At 53.1% G+C, this 20,713-nt stretch carries 22 protein-coding genes; 5 read left to right on the top strand and 17 right to left on the bottom strand.

Annotated elements, in window-relative coordinates; genetic code table 11:
• Positions 1-103: 103 nt before the first annotated feature.
• The 6 genes from pgpA to nrdR form a co-directional block, all read right to left on the bottom strand.
• Positions 104-622, bottom strand: a complete 519-nt coding sequence (gene pgpA / locus G4551_RS05740; RefSeq protein ID WP_003021578.1) for a phosphatidylglycerophosphatase A — start codon at positions 620-622, stop codon at positions 104-106.
• Positions 600-1,577, bottom strand: a complete 978-nt coding sequence (gene thiL, locus G4551_RS05735) for a thiamine-phosphate kinase (protein ID WP_003835968.1) — start codon at positions 1,575-1,577, stop codon at positions 600-602. Before thiL ends, pgpA begins: the two co-directional genes overlap by 23 nt.
• A gap of 77 nt (positions 1,578-1,654) precedes the next feature.
• Positions 1,655-2,074 (bottom strand): transcription antitermination factor NusB, encoded by a 420-nt coding sequence (gene nusB / locus G4551_RS05730; RefSeq protein ID WP_000801129.1) that lies wholly within the window; start codon positions 2,072-2,074, stop codon positions 1,655-1,657.
• 19 nt (positions 2,075-2,093) lie between these two features.
• On the bottom strand, positions 2,094-2,564 hold the full coding sequence (gene ribH / locus G4551_RS05725) for a 6,7-dimethyl-8-ribityllumazine synthase (RefSeq protein WP_003021575.1): 471 nt from the start codon (positions 2,562-2,564) through the stop codon (positions 2,094-2,096).
• A 90-nt stretch (positions 2,565-2,654) separates the two neighbouring features.
• The gene (ribD, locus tag G4551_RS05720; RefSeq protein ID WP_003021573.1) at positions 2,655-3,758 is read right to left on the bottom strand and encodes a bifunctional diaminohydroxyphosphoribosylaminopyrimidine deaminase/5-amino-6-(5-phosphoribosylamino)uracil reductase RibD; all 1,104 of its coding nucleotides are present in this window, start codon (positions 3,756-3,758) and stop codon (positions 2,655-2,657) included.
• 3 nt (positions 3,759-3,761) lie between these two features.
• Positions 3,762-4,211, bottom strand: a complete 450-nt coding sequence (gene nrdR, locus G4551_RS05715) for a transcriptional regulator NrdR (RefSeq protein ID WP_003021571.1) — start codon at positions 4,209-4,211, stop codon at positions 3,762-3,764.
• A gap of 153 nt (positions 4,212-4,364) precedes the next feature.
• Here nrdR and G4551_RS05710 point away from each other — a divergent pair, with 153 nt between their 5' ends.
• Both G4551_RS05710 and G4551_RS05705 read left to right on the top strand, forming a co-directional pair.
• A complete protein-coding gene (locus tag G4551_RS05710; RefSeq protein ID WP_003835973.1) occupies positions 4,365-4,904 on the top strand; it encodes a SadB/YajI family lipoprotein in 540 nt (179 codons plus the stop codon).
• Between the two features lie 298 nt (positions 4,905-5,202).
• Positions 5,203-6,066 carry a nucleoside-specific channel-forming protein Tsx gene (locus G4551_RS05705; protein WP_003021561.1) on the top strand — a complete coding sequence of 288 codons (864 nt, stop codon included), beginning with the start codon at positions 5,203-5,205 and terminating at the stop codon, positions 6,064-6,066.
• 45 nt (positions 6,067-6,111) lie between these two features.
• On the opposite strand, the gene G4551_RS05700 is transcribed toward G4551_RS05705, so the two are convergent.
• The 7 genes from G4551_RS05700 to queA all read right to left on the bottom strand — a co-directional run bounded on the left by G4551_RS05700 (position 6,112) and on the right by queA (position 12,827).
• The gene (locus G4551_RS05700; protein WP_003835974.1) at positions 6,112-6,804 is read right to left on the bottom strand and encodes a helix-turn-helix transcriptional regulator; all 693 of its coding nucleotides are present in this window, start codon (positions 6,802-6,804) and stop codon (positions 6,112-6,114) included.
• A gap of 23 nt (positions 6,805-6,827) precedes the next feature.
• The gene (locus G4551_RS05695) at positions 6,828-7,193 is read right to left on the bottom strand and encodes a VOC family protein (RefSeq protein WP_003835976.1); all 366 of its coding nucleotides are present in this window, start codon (positions 7,191-7,193) and stop codon (positions 6,828-6,830) included.
• A gap of 168 nt (positions 7,194-7,361) precedes the next feature.
• On the bottom strand, positions 7,362-8,333 hold the full coding sequence (gene secF / locus G4551_RS05690) for a protein translocase subunit SecF (protein ID WP_003021550.1): 972 nt from the start codon (positions 8,331-8,333) through the stop codon (positions 7,362-7,364).
• A 10-nt stretch (positions 8,334-8,343) separates the two neighbouring features.
• Positions 8,344-10,191: a protein translocase subunit SecD gene (secD, locus tag G4551_RS05685; protein ID WP_003021547.1), complete on the bottom strand. Its 1,848-nt coding sequence runs from the start codon at positions 10,189-10,191 to the stop codon at positions 8,344-8,346.
• Between the two features lie 27 nt (positions 10,192-10,218).
• Entirely contained in the window at positions 10,219-10,551 is a 333-nt protein-coding gene (gene yajC / locus G4551_RS05680; RefSeq protein ID WP_003021544.1) for a preprotein translocase subunit YajC, read from the bottom strand.
• A 22-nt stretch (positions 10,552-10,573) separates the two neighbouring features.
• Positions 10,574-11,701, bottom strand: coding sequence for a tRNA guanosine(34) transglycosylase Tgt (tgt, locus tag G4551_RS05675; protein ID WP_003835982.1), 1,128 nt, complete (start codon positions 11,699-11,701; stop codon positions 10,574-10,576).
• Between the two features lie 55 nt (positions 11,702-11,756).
• Positions 11,757-12,827 carry a tRNA preQ1(34) S-adenosylmethionine ribosyltransferase-isomerase QueA gene (gene queA, locus G4551_RS05670; RefSeq protein ID WP_003835985.1) on the bottom strand — a complete coding sequence of 357 codons (1,071 nt, stop codon included), beginning with the start codon at positions 12,825-12,827 and terminating at the stop codon, positions 11,757-11,759.
• Between the two features lie 90 nt (positions 12,828-12,917).
• Between queA and acpH the strand changes: the two genes are divergently transcribed.
• Together acpH and G4551_RS05660 are read left to right on the top strand one after the other, a co-directional pair.
• Entirely contained in the window at positions 12,918-13,499 is a 582-nt protein-coding gene (gene acpH / locus G4551_RS05665; RefSeq protein WP_003835988.1) for an ACP phosphodiesterase, read from the top strand.
• A 168-nt stretch (positions 13,500-13,667) separates the two neighbouring features.
• The gene (locus tag G4551_RS05660; protein WP_003021524.1) at positions 13,668-14,270 is read left to right on the top strand and encodes a peroxiredoxin; all 603 of its coding nucleotides are present in this window, start codon (positions 13,668-13,670) and stop codon (positions 14,268-14,270) included.
• 121 nt (positions 14,271-14,391) lie between these two features.
• Here the strand turns inward: G4551_RS05660 and G4551_RS05655 are convergent, their stop codons facing one another.
• From G4551_RS05655 to G4551_RS05645, 3 genes are all read right to left on the bottom strand, one after another.
• Positions 14,392-16,260 carry an amidohydrolase gene (locus tag G4551_RS05655; protein ID WP_003021520.1) on the bottom strand — a complete coding sequence of 623 codons (1,869 nt, stop codon included), beginning with the start codon at positions 16,258-16,260 and terminating at the stop codon, positions 14,392-14,394.
• A gap of 21 nt (positions 16,261-16,281) precedes the next feature.
• Positions 16,282-16,827, bottom strand: coding sequence for an antibiotic biosynthesis monooxygenase (locus tag G4551_RS05650; RefSeq protein ID WP_003835991.1), 546 nt, complete (start codon positions 16,825-16,827; stop codon positions 16,282-16,284).
• Positions 16,828-17,000: 173 nt separating this feature from the next.
• Positions 17,001-17,642: a hydrolase gene (locus tag G4551_RS05645; protein ID WP_003021513.1), complete on the bottom strand. Its 642-nt coding sequence runs from the start codon at positions 17,640-17,642 to the stop codon at positions 17,001-17,003.
• Between the two features lie 273 nt (positions 17,643-17,915).
• Between G4551_RS05645 and G4551_RS05640 the strand changes: the two genes are divergently transcribed.
• Positions 17,916-18,818, top strand: a complete 903-nt coding sequence (locus G4551_RS05640) for a LysR family transcriptional regulator (protein WP_003835993.1) — start codon at positions 17,916-17,918, stop codon at positions 18,816-18,818.
• Here G4551_RS05640 and malZ read toward each other — a convergent pair.
• Entirely contained in the window at positions 18,812-20,629 is a 1,818-nt protein-coding gene (gene malZ, locus G4551_RS05635; protein WP_032941218.1) for a maltodextrin glucosidase, read from the bottom strand. The genes G4551_RS05640 and malZ overlap by 7 nt on opposite strands.
• Positions 20,630-20,713 lie beyond the last annotated feature (84 nt).

Raw genomic sequence — 20,713 nt, 5'->3', positions numbered from 1 at the left:
GTATTGGCGATGGCTAATTGTAGGCCGGATAAGCATAGCGCATCCGGCACTGATTGCCCGATGGCGCGACGCTTATCGGGCCTACAACAGCCCCCCAAAAGGGTTAAATGATACCTACCGGCCAGTGATGACCGATAAAATACAAAATTCCGGCAGAGAGTATTCCGGCCACAATATCATCGATCATGATCCCCGTCCCGCCATGCACGTTGCGATCGAACCAACGAATCGGCCACGGCTTCCACATATCCAGAATACGGAAAATCACAAATCCGGCGGCAACCCACTGCCAGTCATTGGTCGGCAGCGCCATCAGGGTAATCCACATCCCGACAAACTCGTCCCAGACAATGCTACCGTGATCGTGCACACCCATATCTTTCGCCGTTTGATGGCACAGATAAACGCCGATACAGATAGATAACATCACCACCAGTGAATACAGCTGCCACGGTAGAAAGGTCATTAAATACCAAAAAGGGATCGCCGCCAGCGATCCCATCGTGCCAGGAACAATTGGGCTCAACCCGCTGCCAAAACCGGTGGCTAGCAGGTGCCACGGATTGCGCATACTCAGGCGGCTTTTGGCGACATCTTTTTTAAGGCGCGGCAAAATGGTCATATCCTTTCCAGTCAAACGTGACGGATTTTCCATCGCGCGTAAAGTGAATGCCTTCCACGTCTGCGCTCATCTGCCCAATGCAGGTAAACGCTGCGCCGAGATTTCCCAGCGCCACATCCAGCGCACCACGGTTAATTTCCGGTACGGTAAAGCATAACTCATAATCTTCACCGCCCGAGAGCGCCCAGCGTAGGGCCTGTTCCGGCTCAACGTGCCGGGCGAATGCCGTGGAGTAAGGCAGCGCATCGACGTTAACCCGCGCGCCACAGCCGCTGGCATTAACGATATGCCCCAGATCGGAAATCAGGCCATCGGAGATATCGATAGCCGCACTGGCCAGATCGCGCAGGGCTTGTCCCTGCAAAATACGCGGCGTGGGACGCAGATGGCGTTTAAGCAGATAGTCTGCGTCTTTTGCATCTCCAACCTGCAACCGATTCTGTAAAATCGCCAGCCCCGCCGCGCTGTCTCCCGGCGTACCGGTAACATAAATCCAGTCCCCCGGCTTCGCACCAGAGCGTTTTAAGGCCCGTCCTACAGGAACGTAGCCATGGATACCCAACGTCATCGACAGTGGCCCACGCGTGGTGTCACCGCCAATCAGCTGCATATCATAGTAATTAAGCAGTTCAAACAGGCCATCACTGAAGGCTTCAAGCCAGGCTTCATCAACGTCAGGTAACGTGAGTGCCAGCGTCAACCACGCAGGATCGGCCCCCATCGCCGCCAGATCGCTCAAATTCACCGCCAGTGCTTTCCAGGCGAGATCGGTGGGATCAATGTCGGGGAGGAAGTGATTGCCTGCCACCAGCGTATCGGTACTGATCGCCAGCGTCTGTTTTTCAGGGATATTCAGGAGTGCGCAGTCGTCACCAATACCGGTTTCGACATCAAGACGAGACGTTCTTACGCGGTCAAAATAACGGGCAATCAGGGAAAACTCGCCGCATGCCATACGTTATGCCTCAGCAGAAAAAAAAGAAAAAGCCGGGGACAGCGGAAACAGGTTCCACCATCCAGCCGGCCTCGGGATTACTTTTTGTTGGGGCGAATCACAGGTGCTGCTTTATCCAGTACGCCGTTCACGAATTTATGGCTATCTTCAGCGCCGAAGGTTTTCGCCAGTTCAATCGCTTCGTTGATGGCCACTTTGTACGGCACATCACTACGTTTAGACAGTTCAAACAGCGCAATACGCAGTACGGCTTTTTCTACCTGACCCAGCTCTTCTAACAGACGAGACAGGTAAGGCTTCATTAATCCATCCAGGTACGCGCTGTTAGTCGCCACCCCGGACAGCAGTTCACGGAAATACAGAACGTCGACATCTTTAACGTCCTGTTCCGCCAGGAACTGGTATTCAACATCAGCGATGTCGTTCTGGGACAACTGCCAGGAGTAGAGCGCCTGGACGGCACACTCACGGGCGCGGCGACGAGCAGCAGGTTTCACGGATTTCCCCTTACAAAAATCAGGCCTTAATGGCTTTCAATACATTAATCATTTCAAGCGCAGTCAGTGCAGCTTCTGCGCCTTTGTTGCCGGCTTTAGTGCCAGCACGTTCGATGGCTTGTTCAATACTTTCGGTGGTCAGAACACCGAAGGCTACCGGAATGCCACTGTCCTGAGCGACATGCGCCAGGCCATTGCTTGCACCGCCAGCCACATATTCGAAGTGCGCGGTACCGCCACGGATCACCGTACCAAGCGCAATTACCGCGTCGTATTTACCGGTTTTTGCCAGTGCGTCAGCGGCCAGCGGCAGCTCATATGCACCTGGAACCCAAACAACGGTAATGTTTTCATCTTTAACCTGGCCAATACGTTTCAGGGCGTCGATAGCCCCTTCCAGCAGGCTGTCATTGATAAAGTTGTTGAAACGCGCAATGGTGATGGCGACGCGAGCGTCCGGGGTAGCAACGTTAGCTTCAATAATGTTCATATTCTTCCTTCGGGTTCGATTTATGGCCCCGTAAGGGGGGCGGATTTTATCATAATATTCTGTGCGCTGCTTCCTCTAAATCAGAAAGCCTCACGCAGTCGTTAAATGCAGGCAAACGTCCGGGCCCACCTGGCGTATCTCATTGAATTTAAAATGGGGTGCGTCAGCCAGTTTCTCAAGGCCTGGAAGCACACATAATCCTCGCGCATCGCTGCCTAACAGTTTAGGCGCAACATACACGATTAGCTCATCGACCAAACCGGCCTGTAATAATGCCCCCGCGAGCGTTGGACCTGCTTCAACCCAAATACTGTTAATTTGCTGTTTGCCCAGTTGCATCATCAGCACCACCAGATCCAGATGCCCGTTATGTTCCGGCACCTTCAGGCTACGAACCGTCTCCGGCCAGCTACGGGGGTCGTCTTCAGTCCGGACAATCCAGGTTTCTCCAGGCTGTTGCACAATACGATGCTCCGGCGTGACCTGATTCTGGCTATCCAGAACAATGCGGATTGGCTGGCGCAGCTCTTCCTGCGGGTAACTCGCCTGAGTTGACTCCCCAAGCTCCGACCAACGCACGGTAAGCTGAGGGTCGTCTGCCAGCACCGTAGCACTGCTGGTTAAAATGGCATGGCTTTGCGCGCGCAAACGTTGCACATCGCGGCGCGCCTGCGGTGAGGTAATCCACTGGCTTTCACCGCTGGCCATCGCCGTACGGCCATCAAGCGACGCGCCAAGCTTAAGCTGCAGATACGGGAATCCCGTACGCATGCGCTTGAGAAAGCCTTTATTCAGTTGCTCAACTTCGCTCATCATCAGCCCGTGGCTGACGTCGATGCCCGCCTGCTGCAAACGGTAGAGCCCACGTCCTGCGACCTGCGGATTGGGATCCTGCATCGCCGCAACCACTCGCGATACACCCGCCGCAATCAGCGCATCGCAACACGGCGGCGTGCGACCATGATGACTACAGGGTTCAAGCGTCACATAGGCCGTTGCCCCTTGCGCTTTTTCTCCAGCCATCCGCAGAGCATGAACTTCGGCATGCGGTTCGCCCGCACGGTGATGATATCCTTCACCGACGATCTCCCCATCCTTCACAATCACGCAGCCTACGTTGGGGTTGGGGTGAGTGGTAAAACGTCCGCGCGCAGCAAGCTTCAGCGCACGCGCCATGTACAATTCATCCTGCATGGCTTAGTCCTGTAGGCGAGCAATCTCTTCGCCAAATTCTTTGATATCTTCGAAACTCCGGTAGACAGAGGCAAAGCGGATGTAGGCGACTTTATCGAGCTTTTTCAACTGCTCCATCACCAGGTTGCCAATCATCTTGCTCGGCACCTCACGCTCACCAGTCGCACGCAGCTGTGATTTGATATGGTTTAACGCCATTTCGACGTCATCCGCGCTCACAGGCCGTTTCTCAAGCGCTCTGAGCATGCCGCTACGCAGCTTTTCTTCATTAAAGGGTTCACGCACGTCGTTGCTTTTCACAACGCGCGGCATGACAAGTTCAGCCACTTCAAAAGTGGTGAAACGTTCGTTACAGACCAGACACTGCCGACGGCGGCGTACCGAGGAGCCCTCGCCTACAAGACGAGAGTCAATTACCTTAGTGTCTACGGCGAAACAGAATGGGCAATGCATACGGCGTCCTGTACCTCAGTGGTTAACAGAATCTATTTTACCCTGAACTGCCGTGACAACAAAGGCACTGCGCTTTTGAGACAAAGGATCGATGCCTTCGTGCTCAGTCCACACTACCATTATGCTATCGCGACAATGAAGGAAGTAATCACAATGACAAGACGTTACCTAAGAATTCTCCTGGTGGGAAGTCTCTTTAGTCTTAGTGCCTGCGCACAGCAAAGCGAAGTACGCCAGATGCATCAAAGCGTTAGCACATTGAATAAAGAGATGGCGCAGCTTAATCAGGAAACAGTAAAAATTACGCAACAAAATATGTTGAATGCAAAATCAACCAGCGGCGTCTATCTGCTACCGGGTTCCAAAACCCCGGCACGCCTGGACAGCCAGATTGGCACTTTACGCATGTCGCTGGTAAACATTGCACCGAACGCGGATGGTACGCGCCTGACGCTACGGATTCAGGGTGAATCCAACACGCCTTTACCCGCCTTTAGCGCCACCGTCGAATACGGGCAAATTCAGGGCACCACGGACAACTATCAGGAAGTGAACGTTCACAACCAGTTGGTCAACGCTCCGGCGAGTATTCTTGCTCCCAGCGACGTAGACATTCCGTTGCAGATAAATGGCCTCACTCCAGAGAGGTTAGGATTTGTTCGCATCCACGATATCCAGCCTGTTAGCCAATAAACTTTTTTGCGGAACGTTTTGTGCGTTCCGCAACATCACTCCGCTCCATTTTGTTACTCCCCTGACATAACCGATATTTCTGGTAAAACTTGGCAACATTCATGAGAGCCAGTACAATTCGCCGCCTAAAGTACGCAAACGTGAACGCAATCGATTACGTAAATGATAGAACTGTGAAACAAGACATATTTTTGTGAACAATGATTTTTATAATAGGCTCCGAAGAATTACGAAATATTTAGAAACGCAAATTGCGCATTTTTCACTCCCGAAAGGGATTTCAAACAGTGGCATACATATGAAAAAAACATTACTTGCAGCCGGTGCAGTGCTGGCGCTCTCCTCGTCTTTTACTGCCAACGCAGCAGAAAATGACAAACCGCAATATCTGTCCGACTGGTGGCACCAGAGCGTTAACGTGGTGGGTAGCTATCACACTCGTTTCTCTCCGAAACTGAACAACGACGTGTATCTGGAATACGAAGCATTTGCCAAAAAAGACTGGTTTGATTTCTATGGCTACATCGATATTCCGAAAACCTTCGACTGGGGTAACGGCAACGATAAAGGTATCTGGTCTGACGGTTCCCCGTTGTTTATGGAAATCGAACCGCGTTTCTCCATCGACAAACTGACCGGCGCTGACCTGAGCTTTGGTCCGTTCAAAGAATGGTACTTCGCCAACAACTACATCTACGACATGGGTGATAACAAAGCCAGCCGCCAGAGCACCTGGTATATGGGTCTGGGTACCGATATCGATACCGGTCTGCCGATGGGTCTGTCCCTGAACGTCTATGCTAAATACCAGTGGCAGAACTATGGCGCATCCAACGAAAACGAGTGGGATGGCTACCGTTTCAAAGTGAAATACTTTGTGCCGATCACCCAGGTTTGGGGCGGCCAACTGACCTACATCGGCTTCACCAACTTCGACTGGGGCTCAGATTTGGGTGATGACCCGAACCGCACCAGCAACTCTATCGCTTCCAGCCACGTCCTGGCGCTGAACTACGATCACTGGCACTACTCTGTCGTAGCGCGTTACTTCCATAACGGCGGTCAGTGGAAAGGTGGGGATACTCTGAACTGGGGCGAAGGCGATTTCAGCGCGAAATCTACCGGTTGGGGTGGTTACCTGGTCGTAGGTTACAACTTCTAATCCAGACAATTTATCGCAAACAAGCCAGCTTAACCGCTGGCTTTTTTATGGCTGGTCTTCACAGCGTACTTTACGTAAAAAGTCACTTAGCGAACGCTCCGCAGATTCGCGAAAGTGCCTGTCGAGTGGCGTGATCTTCAGACATCGATCAACGCGAAAGCAACGATAATCATCACGCTTCTCGCACCAGCCAACCAGCAGCCAGTGCTCGCCCCAGAAAAATAAACCCAGCGGCTGAACGTCGCGCCACGAGAGGTTCCCGGACTCATCGCGATAATGCAGCGCCAGCACCTGCTGAGCTGAAACCGCGCGATGTATGAGATCGAACGCACTGCGTGAATGCGGCTGATTACCAAAATCTGGCGCGAAAATCCGCGTTTGCTCGGCTCTGCGCCGACTCTCTGGCGGCAATATCGCCAACACTTTTTCCTGTGCTGATTCCAGCGCCTGTGAGAGTGAATCCCCGCCCCATGTTTTCAGCAACCGAATCGCTACCATCAACGCTTCTGATTCGTGCTGAGTTAACATCAACGGCGGCAGATCAAACCCCGCCATTAAGCGGTATCCACTGCCCACTTCGCCTTCAATGGGCACGCCGGATAAAGAGAGATCGCGGATATCGCGATAAATCGTCCGTTCAGAAACTTCAAGACGTTCTGCCAGCAGCGCCGCCGTTGTCACTCGCCTGCCACGCAGGATTTGTACAATCTGAAACAAGCGGTCGGCGCGTCTGCTCATTTTAATCCTCAGTGCTGAAAATATTACGCGGGTTGATGTAAACCAACACGATTGCCTTCGCTGTCAGTAAATAGCGCAATCGTACCAATGTCCTGCCCCAGTTCGAGTGGGCCAAACACACACTGACCGCCAGCAGTGGCGACGCGTTCAAGCGTTGCAGTCAAATCGTCCGTATGCAGATAAATAATAGCGCCCTGCGCTGAAGGAGTAATACCGTCAAATTTAGCCAGCGCCCCGCCGGGAGCGGGATCCTGATGCGGAAATACGGCCAGCTCAGCGCAGTCCATATTTTCCCGACGCAAAGAAACCTGCATCACTGGTTCATAAAAAGCGATGGCGCGATCCATTTGTGCTACAGGGATTTCAAACCAATTAATTACGTTGCTCATACTTCCTCCTGCCTGTGTGGGTAATCTCAGAAGGACTATAAAACAGGGCTACTGACAGCATACTGTCAGTAGTATGGCGACAGGAAAAGATAATTGCCTGTCGCTAATTCACAGGCAAAAAAAATCCCGACCTTACGATCGGGATTCCAGTATCTTCACTCTTAATGGTTAAGGAAGAATCGACGGTTGATCCGCCCCTTCTTTCTCGACCTTCTGCTGCAGCATGTGCTCACGCTTCATACCCAGCTTCAGCGCCAGCGCCGATGCCACGTAGATAGAGGATGCGGTACCGATGGAAACACCGATCAGCATCGTCAGCGAGAAGCCTTCCAGTACCGGACCACCGAACAGGAACAGCATCAGAATAACCATCAACGTTGTACCGGACGTAATCAACGTACGGTGCAGCGTTTGAGTCAGTGACACGTTAAAGATTTCGTAAGGCGTACCGCGACGAATTTTGCGGAAGTTTTCACGAATACGGTCAGATACAACGATACTATCGTTCAGCGAGTAACCGATTACCGACATCAGTGATGCGACGATAGTCAGGTCAATCTCGATATGGAACAACGACAGGATCCCAAGTGTGATAATCACGTCGTGCGCCAGAGCGATAACCACCCCCGCCGCCAGTCGCCACTCAAAGCGGAAACCGACGTACACCAGGATGGAGATCAGCGCCGCCATCAGCGCCATCGCACCGGTTTGCGCCAGATCAGCCCCCACGCTCGGACCCACGAATTCAATTCGCTTCACCGCGGCGTTTTGGTTGGTGGATTCGTTAATCACACTCAACACTTTGCTGCCCAGCACCTGACCGCCGTCTGCACCTTCAGTTGGCGGCATACGTACCATAATGTCGTGGCTGCTGCCGAAGTTCTGCAGAAGCGGATCAACGAAGCCCGCTTTCTCCAGTGCATCGCGCATCACGTCCATATCGGCCGGTTTTTCCAGCGTGATTTCAATAACCGTACCACCGGTGAAATCGAGACCCCAGTTAAACCCGCGTACGCCCATCACCACGATGGCCGCAATCAGCAGGAAACCTGAAATGCCGAAAGCCCAGTAGTCCCAGCGCATAAAGTCCCAGACTTTACGGCCGTGGTTTAATTGTTCAACAGTATATTCCTGTGCCACTTCGCACTCCTCAGATTGACAGCTTTTTGACGCGCTTGCCGCCATACAACAGGTTTACGATGGCACGTGTACCGACAATCGCGGTAAACATCGACGTCGCCACACCAATACCGGTAGTAATCGCGAACCCTTTAATTGCCCCGGTGCCAACTGCGTACAGGATGATGACCTTGATCAGCGTCGTAATGTTCGCATCAAAGATGGAGCTAAATGCGCCCGCATAACCTTCGTTGATGGCCTGCTGCACCGAACGCCCGTTACTCAACTCTTCTTTGATACGTTCGTTGATCAGTACGTTCGCATCGACCGCGACGGCAAGGGTTAAGACAATCCCCGCAATCCCCGGCATACTTAGCGTAGCGCCCGGCAGCAACGACATAATACCGACAATCAATACCAGGTTAGCAATCAGCGCACTGGTCGCAATCAGACCGAACTTCTTATAGAAGAAGATCATGAACAGGATAGACACCACCAGACCGGCCAGACACGCTTCCAGACCCTGTTTAATGTTCTGCATACCCAGGGTTGGGCCGATGGTACGTTCTTCCACAATCTGAATCGGCGCAATCAACGCACCGGCACGTAACAGCAGAGAAAGCTGACGCGCTTCGTTCGGGTTGTTGATACCGGTGATACGGAAGCTGTTACCCAGGCGAGACTGGATATTGGCAATGTTAATCACCTCTTCCTGTTTCACCAGTACTGCACGACCGTTAGCATCTTTCTTACCGCTGTCTTTGTACTCCACGAACAGGGTCGCCATCGGCTTACCGATGTTGTCCTTGGTGAAGTTGGACATGATGTTACCACCCGCGCTATCCAGCGAGATGTTAACCTGCGGCTGATTGTATTCGTCCTGGCTGGAAGTGGAATCGGTGATATGGTCACCGGTCAGGATCACGCGCTTGTACAGCACAACAGGCTGACCTTCACGAGACTGTTTCACTTCCGAATCACCCGGAACACGACCCGATGCTGCAGCGGACTGGTCAACGTTGGTGTTTACCAGACGGAACTCCAGCGTCGCGGTTGCGCCCAGAATTTCTTTCGCACGCGCGGTATCCTGAATACCCGGCAGTTCGACCACGATGCGGTCAGCGCCCTGACGTTGTACCACCGGCTCAGCAACACCCAGTTGGTTAACACGATTACGCAGAATGTTGATGTTCTGCTGTACCGCGTACTCACGGGCTTCGCTCAGGCGCGCATCGGTCATTACAGCACGCAGTGCATTGCTGCCCTGGCTGGAAATAACCAGATCCTGGTGACGTTTGCTCAAGTAAGAGATAGCTTCATCACGGGCGCTGCTATCACGGAAAGTGATGCTCAGACCGTAGTTATCTTCTTTGCGAACGGTAGTATAAGGAATGCCTTTTTCACGCAGATCGCTGCGCAGGCTATCGATATTTTGTTCCTGCAACTTACTCAGCGCGGTATCCATATCCACTTCCATCAGGAAGTGAACGCCGCCACGCAGGTCAAGACCGAGTTTCATCGGTTCTGCATGAATGGCAGCCAGCCAGCGCGGGGTTGCCGGAGCAAGGTTAAGCGCCACGACGTACTGATCGCCCAGTACGCCCATTAATACTTCACGTGCGCGCAGTTGGGTATCAGTGGAGTCGAAGCGCGCGAGAATAGCACCCTCTTCCAGAGCCACAGACTTAGGTGTGATTTTATCTTCTTGTAACGTTTTCTGGACCTGGATCAGCGTTTGCTCACTGGCGGCGGCACCGCGCACGCCAGTGATTTGAACAGCCGGATCCTCACCATACAGGTTGGGAAGCGCATAGAGCAGACCGACGACAATAACGACGATCAGCATGACATACTTCCACAAAGGATAACGGTTTAACACGGCAGTTCCCTTTGGGAAAACAATAAATTACAGCGCCTTCATGGTGCCTTTCGGCAGAACGGCAGCTACGAAATCACGTTTAATAACCACTTCAGTGGTGTCGTTCAGCGCGATAGCGATGTAGCCAGATTCTGCTACTTTGGTCACGCGACCCACCAGACCACCGTTAGTCAGCACTTCATCGCCTTTCGCAATGGAGTTCATCAGATTTTTGTGTTCTTTGGTACGCTTTTGCTGCGGGCGCAGGATCATGAAGTAGAAAATCAGACCAAACACCACCAGCATCAGAATCAGAGACATCGGGCTGCCCTGCGCCGGAGCACCTGTTGCCGCTACCGCATCAGAAATAAAAAAGCTCATTCAAATTCCCTCATTATTAAAATTAATCAACGTTCACAGGTGGAACTGGTCTACCCTGACGTTGGTAAAAATCAGTCACGAAGCTCTCTAATTTACCCTCTTCAATAGCCTTGCGTAAACCCGCCATCAAACGCTGGTAGTAGCGAAGGTTATGAATCGTGTTGAGACGCGCGCCCAATATTTCGTTGCAACGGTCGAGATGATGCAAGTAAGCGCGCGAATAATTGCGACAGGTGTAGCAATCACACTCAACATCGAGCGGACTGGTGTCGCTTTTATGTTTCGCGTTACGAATTTTTACCACGCCGTCAGTCACAAACAAATGACCATTACGGGCATTTCGCGTTGGCATCACACAGTCAAACATATCGATACCGCGACGCACGCCTTCAACCAGATCTTCTGGTTTACCGACGCCCATCAGGTAACGCGGTTTATCTGCCGGAATCTGCGGGCAAACATGTTCCAGAATGCGGTGCATATCTTCCTTCGGCTCACCGACAGCCAAACCGCCGACAGCGTAGCCATCAAAGCCGATATCTACCAGACCTTTGACGGAGATATCACGTAAATCTTCGTAAACACTGCCCTGAATGATGCCAAAAAGCGCATTTTTGTTGCCGAGACTATCAAAACGGTCACGGCTGCGCTTCGCCCAACGCAGAGACATCTCCATCGAGCGTTTAGCATAGTCCCAGTCGGCCGGATACGGTGTACATTCGTCGAAGATCATCACGATATCGGAACCGAGATCGTATTGAATCTCCATCGACTTCTCGGGATCGAGGAAAATCGGATCGCCGTTGATCGGGTTACGGAAATGCACGCCTTGTTCGGTTATCTTCCGGATATCGCCCAGGCTGAACACCTGGAAGCCGCCGGAATCGGTGAGGATCGGCCCTTTCCACTGCATAAAATCGTGCAGATCGCCGTGCAGTTTCATGATTTCCTGCCCCGGGCGCAGCCACAGGTGGAAAGTGTTGCCGAGGATGATCTGTGCGCCGGTCGCTTCAACTTCTTCCGGCGTCATGCCTTTTACTGTGCCGTAAGTACCGACCGGCATAAAAGCAGGCGTTTCTACTACGCCACGATCAAAAACCAGGCGGCCGCGGCGAGCGCGACCGTCAGTGGTATCCAGTTCAAATTTCATCTTCACTCCTGCGTCAGAAAAACAGTCCGACGTTTTAAACACTCATGCCGGAAACTTATTCCCCGACACGCTCAGAAATAGCCTGCGGATTGTACGTGATAAACATCGCATCCCCGTAACTAAAAAAGCGATATTCCGCTTTTACCGCTTCATGATAGGCGTGCATGGTGTTTTTATAACCAGCAAATGCGGAAACCAGCATAATCAATGTCGATTCCGGCAGGTGGAAGTTGGTGACCAGAGCATCAATCACCTGATATTTATAGCCTGGATAAATAAAGATTTGTGTATCGCCGAAGAACGGCTCGATTAGATCGTTTTTGGCCGCCTGCGCCGCACTTTCCAGTGAACGTACGGAGGTGGTGCCCACCGCAATCACGCGGTTACCGCGCGCTTTCGCCGCCATCACCGCGTCCACCACATCCTGCGGCACTTCCGCATATTCGGAGTGCATAATGTGGTCTTCAATAGTGTCTACGCGCACCGGCTGGAAAGTACCCGCTCCAACGTGCAGGGTGACGAACGCCATTTCAATGCCTTTATCGCGCAGTTTAGCCAGCAGCGGATCGTCAAAATGCAGACCCGCGGTCGGCGCAGCGACGGCACCCGGTTTTTCGCTGTACACGGTCTGGTACAGCTCGCGGTCGGCGTCTTCATCCGGACGGTCGATATACGGCGGCAACGGCATATGGCCAATCGCGTTGAGGATATCCAGCACGCTGCGTTCGTCGTTAAACTCAACTTCAAACAGCGCGTCATGGCGCGCCACCATCGTTGCTTTAATGCTTTCGTCATCGCCCAGCAGCAGCTCGGCGCCCGGTTTCGGCGCTTTCGAGGCACGAATATGCGCCAGAATACGTTTGTCATCCAGCATACGCTCGACCAGCACTTCAATTTTACCGCCGCTGGCTTTACGACCAAACAGACGCGCAGGAATGACGCGGGTGTTGTTAAAGACCAGCAAATCGCCAGGGTTGAGCTTATCGAGCAAATCGGTGAAAGTACCGTGCGTCAGCGCGCCCGTCGGCCCGTCCAAAGACAGCAAGCGACAGCTACTGCGCTCAGCTTGCGGATAGTGGGCAATCAGGGATTCGGGTAGTTCAAAGGTGAAATCGGTAACGCGCATGACACTGACTCAGACTAAAATAAGAGGCGGGTAGTCTAGTGCCGGGGCGTTCTCCCTGCAACCTTTACCCCTCTGGATAAACATTTAACTATGAATTTTCTTGCACATTTGCATCTCGCTCACCTTGCCGACAGTTCGCTTTCCGGCAATCTGCTGGCCGATTTTGTCCGGGGTAATCCGGAAACGCACTACTCGCCTGATGTGGTAGAAGGCATCTTCATGCATCGTCGTATCGACGTGATGACAGATAACCTGCCGCAGGTGCGTGAAGCCAAAGAATGGTTTCGTAGCGAAACGCGCCGCGTCGCGCCGATTACGCTGGATGTCATGTGGGATCATTTTCTGTCGCGCCACTGGTCGGAGATCTCCCCTGAGTTCCCGCTGACGGACTTTGTGCGCTATGCCCGTACCCAGGTAACCACTATTTTGCCGGAATCGCCGCCACGCTTTATCAATCTGAATAACTATATATGGTCAGAGAAATGGCTTGAGCGCTACCGGGACATGGATTTTATCCAGAACGTCCTGAACGGCATGGCCAGCCGCCGTCCACGGCTCGATGCCCTACGCGACTCATGGTATGACCTCAATACGCATTACGATGCGTTAGAAGAACGATTCTGGCAGTTTTATCCGCAAATGATGGACCAGGCGCGGCGTAAAACCCTTTGATTGCAACCCGCATTCCCCGCCGGATAAGCCGTAGCCGTCATCCGGCAAAAGATTGATAGACAAAACCTGTCTCATTGATTGCCAGCGCCTCTTTGTCTTATTCACGAACACTCTCTATACTGGCCCGCGTTGCGTTCCAAAAACCCCTTAACATTGCAGGAGAATTATATGGTACTGGTAACTCGTCAGGCTCCGGATTTCACAGCAGCTGCGGTACTGGGTAGCGGTGAGATCGTTGAAAACTTCAACTTCAAACAGCATACCAACGGTAAAACTACCGTTCTGTTCTTCTGGCCGATGGACTTCACCTTCGTTTGCCCGTCTGAACTGATCGCATTCGACAAACGTTACGAAGAATTCCAGAAGCGCGGCGTTGAAGTTGTTGGCGTTTCCTTCGACTCTGAATTTGTCCACAACGCATGGCGTAACACCCCTGTCGACAAAGGCGGCATCGGTGCAGTGAAATACGCAATGGTTGCTGACATTAAACGCGAAATCCAGAAAGCCTACGGCATCGAGCACCCGGAAGCTGGCGTTGCTCTGCGCGGTTCTTTCCTGATCGACGCTAACGGCGTTGTTCGCCACCAGGTGGTTAACGATCTGCCGCTGGGCCGTAACATCGACGAAATGCTGCGCATGGTTGACGCGCTGCAGTTCCACGAAGAGCACGGCGACGTATGCCCGGCACAGTGGGAAAAAGGTAAAGAAGGTATGAACGCGTCTCCGGACGGCGTAGCAAAATACCTGACCGAGAACGTTTCCAGCCTGTAATTGGCATGAATCGACAAAAGGCCCGCTAGTGCGGGCCTTTTTTATTGTTCGTAGGTCAGGTAGGTGATTGCGTCACTCTCTGTAAGTATCACCAGCGACAATACGCTTATCCAAACCACAATTAAAACGCGAAGCAGGAACAGCCAAGCGCGCCCCAGAAAGCCCGGTCATCTGACACCGGAATGCCTGATTGACGCGCAATATCATGCTGATGACCGTGTACGCCACAGCTACCACAGCACTGATGCATCTGCACCATTGCGCCAATTTTTGCCGCAGCAGGCGGCGCTGAGCGATAGTGCCCCGGCACCTTCACCACCGGCGACCAGTCCGGCACAACCGGGATGGCTGGCGGTGCCAGCGGGGTGAAATGCCCTGCCGCATACACGACTTTGCCATCGACAATGGTCATCACTGACTCAATGCCTTTGATCTCTTCTTCCGCCACGTTGAAGTAATCTTTAGACAGCACCACCAGGTCGGCCAGTTGATCTTTCTCGATTCGCCCTTTCTTACCCTGCTCGCTGGAGAACCAGGCGCTGCCAGCGGTCCACAGTTCCAGCGCCACGTCGCGCGGCAAGCGGTTGTTATCATCGTACATCGCCATACCGCCAACGGTGCGGCCCGAAACCAGCCAGTAGAGCGCGGTCCACGGGTTGTAGCTAGCCACACGGGTGGCGTCAGTCCCCAGCCCTACCGGAACTTCAGCCGCCAGCATTTTCGCCACCGGCGGCGTGTGTTTGACCGCATCTTTGCCATAACGATCGACAAAATATTCGCCCTGGAACGCCATTCGGTGCTGAACAGCAATCCCGCCGCCCAGCGCTTTAACGCGCTCGATATTCCGTTCAGTAATGGTTTCGGCATGATCGAAGAACCAGTGCAGGCCATTGAACGGGATATCACGATTCACCTTCTCAAACACGTCCAACATGCGGCTGATAGATTCATCGTAGGTGGCGTGCAGGCGGAACGGCCAGCGGTGCTCCACCAGGTGTCGCACCACGCGCTCCAGCTCATCTTCCATACCCTCCGGCAAGTCCGGGCGCGGCTGGAGAAAATCTTCAAAATCCGCTGCCGAAAAAACCAGCATTTCCCCGGCCCCATTGGCGCGGTAGAAGTCGGTCCCCTGCCCCGGTTTGAGCATATCGGTCCAACGTTCAAAGTCTTCCAGTTCCTGTTTTGGACGCTGGGTAAACAGGTTGTAGGCAATACGCACCGTCATCTGCTTGTTGGCGTGTAACTGCTCAATGATCTCGTAATCTTCCGGATAGTTCTGGAAGCCGCCGCCCGCATCGATGGCGCTGGTCAGCCCCAGGCGGTTCAGTTCACGCATAAACTGGCGGGTCGAGTTAACCTGCATTTCCAGCGGCAGTTTTGGTCCTTTTGCCAGCGTCGAATAAAGGATCATGGCGTTTGGTTTAGCGATCAACATCCCGGTCGGGTTGCCGTTGCTATCACGCACAATCTCACCGCCCGCCGGATCCGGCGTCGCTTTGGTGTAGCCAACGGCTTTCAGCGCAGCGCGGTTCAGTAAAGCCCGGTCGTAGAGATGCAGAACAAAAACCGGGGTATCCGGAGCAGCTTCATTCAGTTCTTCCAGGGTTGGCATGCGACGTTCGGCAAACTGGAATTCGCTCCAGCCGCCCACCACGCGTACCCATTGCGGCGACGGCGTTCTGTCCGCCTGGTCTTTGAGCATACGTAGGGCGTCCGCCAGCGACGGCACGCCTTCCCAACGTAATTCCAGGTTGTAATTCAGTCCACCACGAATAAGGTGCAAGTGAGAATCGTTCAGACCCGGGATCACCGTATGTCCTTGCAGATCGACAACCTGCGTCCCTTCGGCAGCAAAGCTCATTACCCGCTCGTGGCTACCGGTCGCCAGGATCTTTCCGTTGGCAATCGCCACCGCCTCGACCTGCGGGCGTTGCCTATCGAGAGTATGAATTTTTCCGTGAGTCAGAATCAGTGTGGCAGTTTGAGACATAACAATCTCCTGAGATACCGGTCAGGCTTTTTTCAGCCATCCGGCAAACAGACGGGTTACGATGGGCATCCAGAACCAGACCACCAGCGCAACCACACAGGCATCATTGATGAGATGCAGGAGTAACGAGCCCTTCATTGCAGGCAGCACAATGCCGGTCAACCACGGCACCAGATTGGTGCTAGGAAATATCACCAGCAGGGTTATCAGAAACTGTTTCCAGCGTTTGGGCTGGCGTACATGGGGCGCTGGTGGCGTAAACCAGAATGCCGCTTCGGTACGAATTTCGGTTTTATCACCTTCCGCCAGCAGTGGGGCAATCTCTTCCACCAGCACGCGGCGCGTATCGGACTGGGTCCAGTTATACAGATGCTCAAGCGTGTCGAAGCGAATAATGATATTCCACAGGTTGTCGCCATCCGCAGGGCGAATCACGTTCGCTCCGAGATGACCGGGAAACTCGGCCGCCACCGGCATAATTTTCCCCAGCCATTGCTCATACCGCTGCGCCTGCTCAGGCAGCAGGGTGTGGGTAATCACCAACGTCACATGTTTGTTCTGCGCCATGAAGGGTTCCTTGTTGAGAGGAAACAGGCCGCTTAGGCCAGGAAAGCAATACACAAAATCATTCATGGTGCATCGAGGCGGCAAGGTTGTGGATCCCCGGGAGCTTTCATAAGTAAGTGACTGGGGTACGCAAGCGAAGCCAACAAAGATGCAACATGAAGGATGACGTGTATTTAGGCTTTACGTTCTGGCGCGCCATGCACCATGGTATAGGCATAATCCACGCCCATACCGTAGGCGCCGCTGTGCTCGCGTACCAGATCCATGACGGCGTCGTAGGTTTCTTTGCGAGACCAGTCGCGCTGGTACTCAAGAAGAACCTGTTGCCAGGTTACGGGTACGGCACCAGCCTGTACCATGCGGTCGATAGAACGCTCATGGGCATCCACGGACGTGCCGCCGGAAGTGTCGGTCACCACATATACTTCATAACCCGCTTCCAGCGCCATCAGTGCCGGGAAAGTCAGGCAGACTTCGGTCCACAGCGCGGAGATAATCAGTTTTTTACGCCCAGTCGCTTCCACGGCCTTCACAAACGCCGCATCTTCCCAGGAGTTCATCGAGGTGCGTTCAATGGGTTTTACATCAGGATGAACCGCTAACAATTCTGGCCAGATATATCCGCTAAAACTTTTCGTTTCTACAGAAGTATAAATCACCGGAACATTGAATATTTTCCCGGCTTTCGCTAATGCAACGGTATTATTTTTTAAAGTCTGGCGATCGATATTCGCTACACCAAATGACATTTGCGGCTGATGATCAATAAAAATAAGCGTAGAGTTTTGAGGGTCAATCAGTTCCCGAATAGACATATCACACCTTCTTAATCAATAAGTTAAAAGGCAACGGTCTGTATCTGCCGTCAGCAGCAGGATCCTGAATCAGAAAGCTTGTTGAGTATAGCGGGAAATTTCTAACGAGTTATTAAAGAAAACTTACCATCCTGTGAAACTATTAATTCTGTGTTGCGATATATCCTAAACAACATCAAAAAAATGCGCATGATTCATCTAATTTATTCACTGGCATTGTTTTTCTTCATTCGGTACAACAGAAGGGTTTAATTTTCAGGATCTTTTCTGCCTATGCGCATTAATCTGGATGTTTTGCTTATTCTCGACGCACTCGACAAACAGGGTTCATTTGCCGCGGCGGCCGAATCGCTGTTTAAAACGCCTGCGGCACTCAGCTATATGATTCAAAAGCTGGAAAGCGATCTGAATATCGAGCTGCTTGACCGTTCCGGACACCGGGCTAAATTTACCGACACCGGACAGATGATGCTGGAAAAGGGACGTTTATTGCTAAGTGCGGCAAAAGATCTCGAAAAACAGGCGGTACAGCTGAGTTCAGGCTGGGAAAAAGAGCTGGCGATTGCGCTGGACGACTCCTTTCCTTTCGCCTCGCTGTTACCCATTATCGATGAATTTCACGCGCTGAATAAGCAAACCCGCCTCAGTTTTACCCATCATACGCTGGCGGGTTCCTGGGAGGAGCTGACTCATAATGGAGCAGATATTATTCTGGGGGCGATTAATGAACCACCAACGTCAGCGGCCTGGTCCTACAAAATGCTCGGCACATTGGACAATGTATTTGTCGTGGCACCTGAGCATCCGCTGGCCGCAGCACCTGATGGCCTGACCAACGAGCAGTTGTGCCTGCATCGGGCGATTGTTATCAGCGACAGCGCCCGCTTCTGTCATCCGTTACAAACCAATCTGATGGAGGAGCAGGCGCAGATCCGTGTCGATGACTTCCACAGTAAAGTGATGCTACTGCGAGCCGGCATGGGCTGCGGATTTCTCCCCCGCCATATTGCCAGCCCGTGGCTTGCTACGGGCGAGCTGGTGGAAAAAACGGTTATCTCATTTCGCCAAAAAGACGTGGCCTATATGGCATGGCGTAATAACCGTGATGGGCTGGCGCAGCGCTGGTGGCGAGACGCGCTGCTGGCAAGCCCGGCGATTGCGCACTTATATCAATGACCTGACCATACCGAGGCGGAAATCGCCGGCAACGTCAGGATATCGTCGGCAAGCACACCTTTGCCCTCTTTGTGCTGCCAATGACTCACGCTCAGTAATGGCGAGGCTGGCAGGACCACTTCACAAGCCTGGCCACGGTTAATCGCCACTAACACGCGCTGGCGGTTTAGCACCCGTACAAACACCACCACGTTATCCTCGGCGTAAATCACCTGACAACCACCGTGGCGTAGCGCCTGGCTCTGGTGGCGTAATTTTGCCAGCCGCTGGTACAACGCCAGCAGGTTAGCGTCCTGTTTTTCAGGCTGCCATGGGAAAGGTTTGCGGCAAAACGGATCGTTGTTGCCATCCAGCCCCACTTCGTCGCCGTAGTAAATACAGGGCACGCCAGGCCAGGTAAATAGCCACACCACCGCCAGCGGTAAACGTGCGACGTCTTTACCGAGCAGAGACTTAAAGCGAGCGGTATCGTGGCTGTCGAGCTGGTTAAACATGCGCAATTGCTGTTGATGCGACAACCCCGCACGGTAGTTATCCATCCACGCCATACAGGTCTGGGCGTCAATGGATTGTGGGTCGTATGAAATATCGGTATTGGCGAGGAATCCCCAGAGAGGGAAAGTAAAGCCGCGATAGTTCATGGCGGCATCTTCCGCGTCGGCCTGCAACCACTGGCGAGCATCGCCAAAATGTTCACCCACCACATACGCCTCTGGCTGGGTTTCTTTTGCCGCCTGCGTAATGCCGGCCACGTGTTGTAGGTTGTTACGTGCGCCTCCTGCTTCTCCCAGCATGTGCACCACATCAAGACGCCAGCCGTCCATACTCCACGGCGCTTTCAGCCAGTGACGGACGATACTGTCTTCGCCGCGATAAATTTCATTTACCAGGCTTTCCGAAGAAAAGTCCAGCTTGGGCAGGCTGGAATACCCCAGCCAGTCAAGCGCAACGCCGTCGGCTGAGAAATGATACCAGTCGCGCCAGGGGGATTCTGGGTTATGGCACGCCCCATCCGTTCCCCTACTATGCCGGTCAAACCAGGCGTGCGAATCGCCGCTATGGTTAAAAACACCGTCCAGAATCAAGCGCATGCCCTGCTGTTGGGTGTTGTGCCGCAGGCGCAGCAGCGCCGTGTCGCCGCCAAATTGCGGATCAACATGACGGTAATCTTCGGTATCGTATTTATGCACGCTCGGCGCGGTAAACACAGGATTCAGGTACAGCGCCGTGACCCCTAACGTTTTCAGGTACGGTAGCTTTTCGCTGATGCCGTCCAAATCACCACCATAGAACGTGGAGCCACCGGCCTGAGCCGTAAGCGGTTCGTCCCATTCGCGCCGCACGATGTCGTGCCCGGCCGCGTGGTGATAATAGACGTTATCCTGGCCCGCTTCACGCGACTGGCTGCGGGCAAAACGGTCCGGGAAAATTTGGTAAAAGACCTGGTCAGCGACCCACTGCGGACCGTTATCCGGCACATCGACGGCAAACTGCTCCAGACGCGCAGGCGGAAAACGGCTGAATCCCTGTGGGGTGAACCACAACTGACGATCGAGCCAAAGTAATTTAAAGCTATAGCGTCGACGAGGCTGCCCGCTGGAGAGATCGATCGCCGCTCGCCACGCGGTCACACCCGGCTGCGGCTGGCTGCGCTGCTTGTGCATAGCTAGCGAAATCTCTTCGTTATCGTTTTCTGCGCGTAGCGTCACCCGCTGGGGGGGATTTTCCCCCGCCAGCCATAATGTAATCGTCAGTTGATCTTTGTTTTGCTTAACAAATGGGGCAACCGGAAGGTGCCAGGCGTTCAACATCACGTATCCCCTTTGATGATAATGACGTCACCTTGCCATAGCGAAGTGCAGGATCACTCATCATCTTAACGTTTATTGGGGGAG

Origin of the sequence: Citrobacter freundii ATCC 8090 = MTCC 1658 = NBRC 12681 (assembly GCF_011064845.1) — a bacterium.
In the GTDB taxonomy this organism is placed as follows: Bacteria; Pseudomonadota; Gammaproteobacteria; order Enterobacterales; family Enterobacteriaceae; genus Citrobacter; species Citrobacter freundii.
The sequence above is the reverse complement of the archived record's forward strand: the minus strand, read 5'-3'. Positions and strand labels throughout refer to the sequence as shown.